The 9904-nt window shown below is 73.2% G+C and carries 9 protein-coding genes; 3 read left to right on the top strand and 6 right to left on the bottom strand.

The window, feature by feature from the left end:
- Positions 1-317: 317 nt before the first annotated feature.
- Both alc and allB read right to left on the bottom strand, forming a co-directional pair.
- Positions 318-1457 (bottom strand): allantoicase, encoded by a 1140-nt coding sequence (gene alc, locus ACFWJX_RS01155; protein ID WP_383235903.1) that lies wholly within the window; start codon positions 1455-1457, stop codon positions 318-320.
- A 47-nt stretch (positions 1458-1504) separates the two neighbouring features.
- Positions 1505-2842, bottom strand: coding sequence for an allantoinase AllB (gene allB / locus ACFWJX_RS01150; RefSeq protein WP_383234937.1), 1338 nt, complete (start codon positions 2840-2842; stop codon positions 1505-1507).
- 306 nt (positions 2843-3148) lie between these two features.
- Between allB and ACFWJX_RS01145 the strand changes: the two genes are divergently transcribed.
- Complete coding sequence (locus tag ACFWJX_RS01145) at positions 3149-3949, top strand: IclR family transcriptional regulator (protein WP_383234934.1); 801 nt, start codon at positions 3149-3151, stop codon at positions 3947-3949.
- A gap of 33 nt (positions 3950-3982) precedes the next feature.
- Here ACFWJX_RS01145 and ACFWJX_RS01140 read toward each other — a convergent pair whose 3' ends face one another.
- Positions 3983-4297, bottom strand: coding sequence for a DUF5955 family protein (locus ACFWJX_RS01140; RefSeq protein ID WP_383234931.1), 315 nt, complete (start codon positions 4295-4297; stop codon positions 3983-3985).
- Positions 4298-4476: 179 nt separating this feature from the next.
- Between ACFWJX_RS01140 and ACFWJX_RS01135 the strand changes: the two genes are divergently transcribed.
- On the top strand, positions 4477-5076 hold the full coding sequence (locus ACFWJX_RS01135; RefSeq protein WP_383234929.1) for an NTP transferase domain-containing protein: 600 nt from the start codon (positions 4477-4479) through the stop codon (positions 5074-5076).
- 187 nt (positions 5077-5263) lie between these two features.
- Entirely contained in the window at positions 5264-6895 is a 1632-nt protein-coding gene (gene aceB, locus ACFWJX_RS01130; RefSeq protein ID WP_383234926.1) for a malate synthase A, read from the top strand.
- 13 nt (positions 6896-6908) lie between these two features.
- On the opposite strand, the gene ACFWJX_RS01125 is transcribed toward aceB, so the two are convergent.
- The 3 genes from ACFWJX_RS01125 to ACFWJX_RS01115 are packed head-to-tail and all read right to left on the bottom strand — an operon-like array spanning position 6909 to position 9810.
- The gene (locus tag ACFWJX_RS01125; RefSeq protein WP_383234923.1) at positions 6909-7226 is read right to left on the bottom strand and encodes a SelT/SelW/SelH family protein; all 318 of its coding nucleotides are present in this window, start codon (positions 7224-7226) and stop codon (positions 6909-6911) included.
- Positions 7223-8137 (bottom strand): HipA family kinase, encoded by a 915-nt coding sequence (locus ACFWJX_RS01120; protein WP_383234921.1) that lies wholly within the window; start codon positions 8135-8137, stop codon positions 7223-7225. The genes ACFWJX_RS01125 and ACFWJX_RS01120 overlap by 4 nt, the downstream gene beginning before the upstream one ends.
- A gap of 20 nt (positions 8138-8157) precedes the next feature.
- Positions 8158-9810 carry an IucA/IucC family protein gene (locus ACFWJX_RS01115; RefSeq protein ID WP_383235900.1) on the bottom strand — a complete coding sequence of 551 codons (1653 nt, stop codon included), beginning with the start codon at positions 9808-9810 and terminating at the stop codon, positions 8158-8160.
- Between the last annotated feature and the right edge of the window lie 94 nt (positions 9811-9904).

Raw genomic sequence — 9904 nt, 5'->3', positions numbered from 1 at the left:
CCGCTTCCGGCCCGCAATGTGTCGCACCGAGCCGGGACGGGAGCGCCCCCGCCCGAGCGAAGCCGAGCGTGGGGCAGGCTGGGCACAGGCCAGGGCGTCTTCGGGCGGAGCCCCCCAGCTCACGCGGCGTGAACTGAGGGCCCCGCCCCAGGCCACGCGGCGTGAGCTGGAGGCCCCGCCCCCGGACCCGCTTCCGGCCCGCAATGTGTCGCACCGAGCCGGGACGGGAGCGCCCCCGCCCGAGCGAAGCCGAGCGTGGGGCAGGCTGGGCACAGGCCAGGGGGTCCTGGGGCGGAGCCCCCCCCGGCACGCCCCGCTCAGCCGCCCAGTTCCTGGTGCCGCGCCCGGAGGGCGCCCGCCCCCTCCTCCGTCAGGGAGCCTATGAGCCGCAGCCGCGAGATGCCCCCGTCCGGGTAGATGTCCACGCGCGCGTGCGTACCCACCGCCGGGGCGGACAGCACGAAGCGATGGTTCGTGTCCGGCTGGAGGGGCGTGCGCGGCAGGATCTCCCGCCACTCCCCCTCCTCACCGTCCCGCACGGACACCGCCGCCCACCCCGCGCTGTTGCCCTTCAGATACGCCGTGTCGATCTCCAGCGCCCGGATCTCGGCCTGGGCCGCCAGCCGGTACCGGATCCAGTCGTTGCCCTGGTCCCGGCGCCGCCGCGTCTCCCAGCCGTCGTCCATCTTGCGGGAGCGTCCCGGCTGGATGGTGTTGCCGGCCGGCGAGTAGAAGAGGTTGGAGGCGTCCTCGGCCTGCCCGCCGTTCTCCAGGGCGACGACGTCGAAGGTGCCGAGGACGGCCAGCCAGGCGGGGTCCGGGACGACCTCGCCGTACACGCGCAGCCGGGCGATGCCGCCGTCGGGGTGCTGGTTGACCCGCAGGTGCGTGAAGCGCTGTTCGACGGAGACGGCGAAGCCGTTCGCCGCGTGGCCGCCGACGGGGGTGCGCGGGACGAGCGTCGTCCACTTCACGTCGTCCCCGAGGAGGGTCTCGGGCGACGGCGAGCCCGGTACCGAGATGCCCTCGACCGACACCGCCTGCGGGTAGTTGCCGCGGAAGTGGGCCGTGTCGACGACGATGCCGCGGATCACGCCGGGCGCGCCGAGCCGGACGAGCGCCCAGTCGTGGTCGTCGGCCGTCGGCCACGGGTGGTCGGCGGAGACGCCCCGGCGGCGGCGGGTCTCCCAGCCGTCCATGATCTTGCCCTTGTGCCCGAAGTGCTCGGGGTCGAACTCGGCGGGACCGGGCAGCAGCAGGTTCTCCCGCTGGGCGAAGAACTCGTCGTTGGCGGCGATGACGGCGGCGCCCAGCTGCCGGTCGGCGAGGTTGGCGTACGAGGTGAAGGGGAAGTCGGCGGTGCGGAAGTCCGCGTACGGGTCGCCGCCGCCGTAGGGGTTCGCGTCGCCGGTGAAGCCGGCCGACAGAGAGGGATGCTGCGCCGTCACGGTGATCAGGGGTTCCTTTCGGGAGTCGGCCGCGTGCGGGCGGGTGCGGGGTGGGGTCAGTGGGCGCGGGTGAGGAGCCGGCCCCTGGGAGCGGTGAACTCGCCGTCGGCGACGATGCGTTCGCCGCGCAGCCAGGTGGACCTCACGACGCCGTGCAGGGTTCTGCCGGCGTAGGCGGTGACCCGGTTGCGGTGCTGGAGGGCGGCCGGGTCGACGGTGAAGGTCTCGTCGGGTGCCAGGACCGCGAAGTCGGCGTCGCGGCCCGCTTCGATGGCGCCCTTGCGGTCGAGGCCGACGAGTGCCGCCGTGCGCGTCGACATCCAGCGGACGACGTCCTCCAGGCCGTGGCCGCGCCTGCGGGCCTCCGTCCAGACGGCCGCGAGGCTGAGTTGCAGGCCGGAGATGCCGCCCCAGGCGGTGGCGAAGTCGCCGGTCTTGAGGTCGGCGGTGGACGGGGAGTGGTCGGTGACCACGCAGTCGATGGTGCCGTCGGCCAGCGCCTGCCACAGGAGGTCCTGGTTGGCGGCCTCGCGGATGGGCGGGCAGCACTTGAACTCGCTGGCGCCGTCGGGTACTTCCTCGGCGGTGAGGGTGAGGTAGTGCGGGCAGGTCTCGACCGTGATGCGTACGCCCTCGGCCTTGGCGTCGGCGATCAGCGGGAGCGCGTCGCTGGAGGAGAGGTGCAGGACGTGCACGCGCGCGTGGAGGCGTTTCGCCTGGGCGATCAGGGTCGCGACGGCGGTGTCCTCGGCGTCGCGCGGGCGGCTGGCGAGGAAGTCGGCGTACTTGGGTCCGCCCTGCTGGGGGGCGGATTCGAGGTGGTGCGGGTCCTCGGCGTGCACGATGAGCAGGCCGTCGAATCCGGCGATCTCGGCCAGGGACCGGGCGAGGCGGTCCTGGTCGAGGTGCGGGAACTCGTCCACGCCGGACGGGGAGAGGAAGGCCTTGAAGCCGAAGACGCCGGCTTCGTGCAGGGGGCGCAGATCCTTGACGTTGTCGGGCAGGGCGCCGCCCCAGAAGCCGACGTCGATGTGCGCCTTGTCGGCGGCCACCCGCTGCTTGGTGCGCAGGTGGTCGGCCGTCGTGGTCGGCGGGAGGGAGTTGAGGGGCATGTCGACGAGGGTGGTGATGCCTCCGGCGGCCGCCGCCCGGGTGGCGGTCCAGAAGCCCTCCCACTCGGTGCGGCCGGGGTCGTTGACGTGCACGTGCGTGTCCACGAGGCCGGGCAGCAGGACGTCGTCGCCGAGGTCCTCCAGGCGGGCGCCGGACGGTACGGCGGCGTCGTAGGGGAGTACGGCCGTGATCGTGCCGGCGGACACCGCGACCGAGGCGGCGCGTGTCCCTTCCGGAGTGATGACGCGCGTCGAGCGCAGCACCAGTTCAGCGTCGGACACCCGAACCCCTCTCTGCCGCCGTTTACTTCCGGGAAACGGAGGCGGCCGGGGAAGCGCTCCGGGGCGCACCCCCGCGCAACCTCCACGTAACGAAATTCAACGTTCTGTTGAAGGAGTCTTCACTCCCGGCCACCGCGCCGTCAAGGGCACACTTCTCCACAGTGCACCCACCGCCGCCACTCTGGACGTTTCCACAAGACGGAATTATCATTCCGGCAAGCAGAACGTAGCTACGCACCAGCGGGGAGTCAACCGACCGCCGGGTAGGCTTCAGCCCTTCCCGCCGGTTTCGAAAGGAACGCGCCCGTGCCGACGTCCAGCGCCAGCACCACCGACTCCGCCAAGTCCAGCAGCGGCGGGGTCCAGTCCCTCGAGCGCGCCTTCGACCTGCTGGAGCGGATGGCGGACGCGGGCGGGGAGGTCGGCCTCAGCGAACTGTCCGCGAGCAGCGGGCTCCCGCTGCCGACGATCCACCGCCTGATGCGCACCCTGGTCGCCTGCGGGTACGTCCGCCAGCAGTCCAACCGCCGGTACGCGCTCGGCCCGCGGCTGATCCGCCTCGGCGAGTCCTCCGCGCGACTGCTCGGCACCTGGGCCCGCCCTTATCTGGCCCGGCTGGTCGAGGAGACCGGCGAGACGGCGAACATGGCGCTCCTGGACGGCGACGAGATCGTGTATGTGGCGCAGGTGCCGTCGAAGCACTCGATGCGGATGTTCACCGAGGTCGGCCGTCGTGTCCTGCCGCACTCCACGGGCGTGGGCAAGGCACTCCTCGCGGGCTTCCCGGACGCCGAGGTGCGCGCGCTGCTCGCCCGCACCGGCATGCCCGCCGCGACGGACAGGACGATCACCACCCCGGAGGGCTTCCTGGCGGCCCTGGACGAGGTCCGCGACGCCGGTTACGCGGTCGACGACAGCGAGCAGGAGATCGGCGTGCGCTGCCTCGCGGTCTCGGTGCCCGACTCCCCCACCGCGGCGGCCATTTCGATCTCCGGCCCCGCGGGCCGCGTCACCGAGTCCGCCACCGGGAAGATCGTGCCGGTGCTCCAGCAGGTGGCCGTGGAACTGTCCGAGGTCCTGGCGAACCCGGGCGGTACGACCGCCTGAGCCGGGCCGTGTCCGTGCCCGGCCGGCGGCCCGTCACCTCCGCCGCGGCTCCCCGAACAGCTCCACCGCGCTCCGCACCTCCGACAACCCCCGCGCCAGCGCGCTCACCGAACCGATCGCGCCCGCGATCAGCAGCAGGGAGCGGCGCAGCCGGGGGATCTCCGGGATCCCGTGGGCAGCCATCGCGGCGAGTGCGGCGAGTTCGTCCTCGGCGATGACCCGGTCCGGGAACTCGGCCGGGTGCGCGGCGAGTTCGCGGCGCAGCCGGGACACCGCGGTCCGCAGTTCCGCCACCCTCGGGTCCTCGTCGCTGCCGGTCACTGGCCTCTGTCCCAAGCTCCGCAACACAGCTTCTCCCCCCTCGCACGTGCTCGTCCGTACGTACGTAGCGCCCCCGTGACGGTGGTCAGGCGCCGTGAGGACGCGGGCCAGTAAACGCCACCCGGCGGTCGCTCCGCCACACCGGGGACCGAAATTCAGCCCTTCGACACCGCCCCGGCCGCCGCCCCGTCAGGTATGCAGAACACATGACGCACACGGAAGACCAGGTCGCCGGACTGCTCCTCGCCGCGGGCGGGGGGCGGCGCCTCGGCGGACGCCCCAAGGCGCTGTTGACGCACCGGGGGCGCCCGCTCGTCGAACACGCGGTGGAGGCGCTGCGCGCGGCCGGCTGCCCGCGCGTGCACGTGGTCCTGGGGGCCGCCGCCGACGCCGTACGGGAGCGGGCGCGTCTCGAGGGGTGCGTGCTGGTGGTGAATCCGGAGTGGGAGCGCGGCATGGGCGGTTCGCTGCGGGCCGGTCTGGACTCGCTGGCCGGGACGGGGGCGCGGGCCGCGCTGGTCTCGCTGGTCGACCAGCCGGGCATCGGGGAACGGGCGCTGGCGCGGGTGCTCGCCGCCCACGAGGACGAGTCGTCGCTGGCGTCCGCCGCCTACGACGGGAAGCGCGGGCACCCGGTGCTGCTCGGGGCCGCCCACTGGGCCGGTGTCGCGGCGACCGCGACCGGCGACCGGGGGGCACGCGACTACCTGAAGGCGCACGAGGAGGAGATCCGGCTGGTGGAGTGCGGGGACGTGGCCCGGCCGTACGACATCGACACCGTGGACGATCTGGTCCACCTTGAGTGAACGGGGTGGCACGGAGAGCCACCTTCCCTCGACCCGGAGAATCTCGACATCAACAAACCATTGAACTTCCACGATGAGGAAACTAGAATCCACTGCTCAGAAGCGTTCGGTGGCTTTCCGAGCGCTCTCCGCCCCACCCGGGTCGTCCGGCACCCGGTGCCACGCTCGCTGAAGGAAGTGACAGCTCATGTCCGCATCCGTGCCGTCCCCGGCGGCCGTCGTCGACGCCGAGCCCCTGCCCCGGCAGGACGAGGTCCTCACCGACGCGGCCCTCGCCTTCGTGGCCGAGCTGCACCGCCGGTTCACGCCGCGCCGTGACGAACTCCTCGCCCGCCGTGCGGAGCGCCGCGCCGAGATCGCCCGCACCTGCACGCTCGACTTCCTCCCGGAGACCGCCGCGATCCGCGCCGACGACTCCTGGAAGGTCGCCCCCGCGCCCGCCGCGCTCGACGACCGCCGGGTGGAGATCACCGGCCCCACCGACCGCAGGATGACCGTCAACGCCCTCAACTCGGGCGCGAAGGTCTGGCTCGCCGACTTCGAGGACGCCTCCGCGCCGACCTGGGAGAACGTCGTCGTCGGCCAGCTCAACCTGATCGACGCGTACACCGGGAACATCGACTTCACCGACCCGAGGTCCGGCAAGTCGTACGCCCTGCGCCCGGCGGAGGAACTGGCGACCGTCGTCATGCGTCCGCGCGGCTGGCACCTGGACGAGCGCCACCTCCGGGTCGACGGCCGGGCGGTCCCCGGCGCCCTCGTCGACTTCGGCCTGTACTTCTTCCACAACGCCCGGCGGCTGCTCGACCTCGGCAAGGGACCGTACTTCTACCTCCCCAAGACCGAGTCGCACCTCGAAGCCCGCCTGTGGAACGACGTGTTCGTGTTCGCACAGGACCGTGTCGGCGTCCCGCAGGGCAGCGTGCGCGCGACCGTCCTCATCGAGACGATCACCGCCGCGTACGAGATGGAGGAGATCCTCTACGAACTCCGCGACCACGCCTCGGGGTTGAACGCGGGCCGCTGGGACTACCTGTTCTCCATCGTGAAGAACTTCCGTGACGGCGGCGCCAAGTTCGTGCTGCCGGACCGCAACGCGGTGACGATGACCGCCCCGTTCATGCGCGCGTACACCGAACTCCTCGTGCGCACCTGCCACAAGCGTGGCGCCCACGCCATCGGCGGCATGGCGGCCTTCATCCCCTCGCGCCGGGACGCCGAGGTCAACAAGGTCGCCTTCGAGAAGGTGCGGGCCGACAAGGACCGGGAGGCCGGTGACGGCTTCGACGGTTCCTGGGTCGCCCACCCCGACCTGGTGCCGATCGCCATGGAGTCCTTCGACCGGGTCCTCGGTGACCGGCCCCACCAGAAGGACCGGCTGCGCGAGGACGTCGACGTCAAGGCCGCCGACCTGCTCGCCGTGGACTCGCTGGAGGCGCGGCCGACGTACGCCGGTCTCGTCAACGCCGTGCAGGTGGGCATCCGTTACATCGAGGCGTGGCTGCGCGGGCTGGGTGCGGTCGCCATCTTCAACCTGATGGAGGACGCGGCCACCGCCGAGATCTCGCGCTCGCAGATCTGGCAGTGGATCAACGCGGGCGTCGAGGTGGAACGCGACGGTACGACGGTGAAGGTGACGCCGGAGCTGGTCCGCGAGGTCGCCGCCGCGGAACTGGCCGCCGTCCGCGCGGAGACCGGTGAGGAGGCTTTCGCGGCCGGCCACTGGCAGCAGGCCCACGACCTGCTGCTGACGGTCGCCCTCGACGAGGACTACGCCGACTTCCTCACTCTGCCGGCCTACGAGCAGCTCAGGGGCTGATCCCCGCGAGAGCTCACTCCGGCTTGTCCGAGTGGCCCAGGGACCTCCCCGGGGCCACTCGGTCGCGGACGAGCCGCTTGACCGCGGTCGGCTCCGGGAAGCCCTGCTCACGGCGGTCCCAGACGACCTCGTCGTTCACCCGGACCACGAAGACGCCGCCCTTGCCCGGCTTGAGGGCCAGTTCGGTCAGCTCCGCCTCGAAGGTGGTGAGCAGCTCCTGTGCCAGCCAGGCCGCGCGAGGCAGCCAGCGGCACTGGGTGCAGTACTCGATCTCGACCCGCTGCGGGTCGCCCTCTTCGGGCCGTGTGTCCGTCGTCCGGGGGTGCGTCATCCGAGGTGTACCGACCAATCCTGTTCCGCGGCCGGCTTGCCGTGCAGGTCGGGGACCTGCTTGAGCCAGTCCGGCCGTCCTTGCCGGGTCTTCGCGGCCCGCCGGGCCTCTTCGGCGGCGAGTTCGTCGCGCGTGGGGAAGTCCGTGGGCAGCCAGGCCGCGGAGGCCTCCACGCGCGCGTGGAGGTGGTGCACGTACGCCGTCCTGGCCTCGTCGGCGGTGGCGAAGGCGGGCTCGTCCAGGAGCCAGGCGTCCGGCACCTCCGCCAGGATGCCCCGCAGCAGCTCCCCGGTCACCCGGGGCGCCAGTTCGGCGTCGGCGGCCCGTACGTCGGGGGCGTAGCGGCCGAGGGCGTGGTGGCGGAAGTCGTACCTCTTCGCCGGGTCGGAGCCGTCCCAGCGGTGGTGGAAGACGAGGGCGGCGCCGTGGTCGATGAGCCACAGGCGCGGGGGCACGGTGCCGAGGGTGGGCCACACCATGAGGTTGGAACTGTGGACGGTCCGGTCGACGTTGACGGTGAGGGCGTCGAGCCAGACGATCCGGCCGGCCTCCAGGGGGTCCACAGGGAACACCTCGGCGATGTCCGGGGTGAAGTCCCGTGCGCCCGGCAGGTGGTCCATGCCGAGGTTGACGCCCCGGCTGGCGGCGTGCAGGTCGCGGACTTCCTGGTGGGCCTCGTCGGCGGCGATCGCCGGGTCGAAGTCGACCAGGACCAGCTCGGGGAAGCGCAGCCCCAGGGCCCGCGCCAGCTCACCCACGACCACCTCGGCGACCAGCGCCTTGCGGCCCTGCGCGGAGCCGGTGAACTTGACGACGTACGTCCCCAGGTCGTCGGCCTCCACGACCGCGGGCACAGAGCCGCCGGACCTCAGCGGGGTCACGTATCGAACAGCAGTCACGTCGCGCAGCACATCGGCCAGCGTAGTTCAGGTCAGGTGCCGGCCAGGGGGTTGGGCAGGGGCAGGTAGCGGGCGTCGGCGCCGTCCGCCCCCGTCCAGCGCAGCAGGAGGTTGGTCTTGCCGGGCAGGGTGGGCGCCGCGAGGAGGGTGTGGACCTCGGGGAGGTCGTGGCGGGCCAGCTCGCGGCGGGCGGCGGGCCAGGGGTCCAGGCCGGGGTGGTGGTCGGCCAGGGCGGCGGCGACCTCGGTGAGGTGGTTGACGACCAGGCAGTACACGAGCCGTTCCCAGCCCGCCGCGCGCTCCGTCTCCGGCAGCAGCTTGACGCCCTCGGCGTCCCGGAACAGGGCCTGTACGGGCCGTCCGGCGCGGTCGACGGCGACGAGTGTGTTCTGGAGGTGGGCCTCCAGCACGACGCCGTGGTCGGCGAAGGCGGCCAGCGCCGGGGGGACGACGGCGGCCAGATACGCCTCCCACCAGTCCGCCGGGTCGGCCGTGCCGGCGAGCGGACTGCCCTCGAAGCCCTCCACGAGGCCCGCGGCGAGCAGCGGCGTCGTGCCCGGCGTGACGTGCCCGTGCAGCCCGTCGCGGACCATGACGGCGAGTTCCTCGAACGCGAAGCCCGCGGTGCGGTACCCGCGGTCGCTGAGCCAGGCGGCGGTGCCGTCGGCGGACTCGAGGGCCTGGGTGGCGGCCGCGTCGGTCCGGCGGAGTCTCAGCAGGTCGTGCCGCCAGAGCCGGCGGACGTCGTTGGTGATGCGCACGTCGAGGCTGAACTTCAGGAACAGGTCCCGCTCGGGTGCGTACAGGGTGCGCACGGCGGCCGTGGGCCAGGTGTCGAAGGGCGTGGTGCCGAGCCGGACCAGGCGGCCGTCGGCGAAGGCGGGGGCGAGCGCGGTGCGGGCCAGGTCGAGCTGCCAGGGGTGGGCGGGCAGCAGCCGGTAGCCGGGCGGGGCCTCGCCGAGGGCGTCCAGCGCGGCGGTGTCGCCGTCCTCCACCACGGTGTCCTCGCGCAGCCCCAGCAGGACCAGCGGGAAGCGGGCGTACGCCTCGGGCGCGTACGGCAGCCAGCCGCCGGGCGGGCCGCCGCCGCGCGTCTTGGGGGCGGGATGGTGGGGGTGGCCGGTGAGGAGGGACTGCTCGGAGCGCAGGTAGGGGTCCCCGGGCGGGGTGGCACGCGCGCGTGCGGCGAGCAGCGCGGCCACCGCGTCCCGGCTGTCGAGCATCTCGGCGGGCAGCCCGGGGTTGGTGAGGCCGGTGTGGTGGCGCAGTTCCGTGGCGACCAGGTCGACGAGGCCGCGGTGGTCGAGGCGGTGCCAGGCGCCGTCCGCGCGCACCTCGGGCTCGGCGGGCCGCCGGGTGCCGCGCACGCGCAGCAGGCGGCCGGAGGGCAGCCGGTGCACCTGCCGTGCGCCGCGCCGGGCCTGCGGTTCGGCCACCTGCTGTTCGGCCACCTGCTGTTCGGCCACCTGCTGTTCGGCCGCTTCGGGTTCGGCCACCTCCCGCAGCAGGCAGTTGAGCAGCGGCGCGGCCGCCAGGGCGTCGGCCCGCGCGGCGACGGCGTCCTGCGCTGCGACGGCGTCCTGCGCTGCGGCGTCGCCGCCTCGTCCGACGGCGTCGGCCGGCGCGTCGGGCTCGGCGGGCGACGCCGACCCGGCGGGTGGGGGGATGAGAACCACGCGTTCCACTCGTTCCCTACGGTTCTTGCGGGCGGAGACGATCAGTATCGCTGTGGTCACGACCCGTCCGTGACGCCCCGCGCGTACCCGCGCCGTACCCGAC

It is taken from the genome of Streptomyces sp. NPDC058335 (assembly GCF_042723915.1).
Lineage (GTDB): Bacteria > Actinomycetota > Actinomycetes > Streptomycetales > Streptomycetaceae > Streptomyces.
This window is presented reverse-complemented; position numbering and strand designations above follow the sequence as displayed.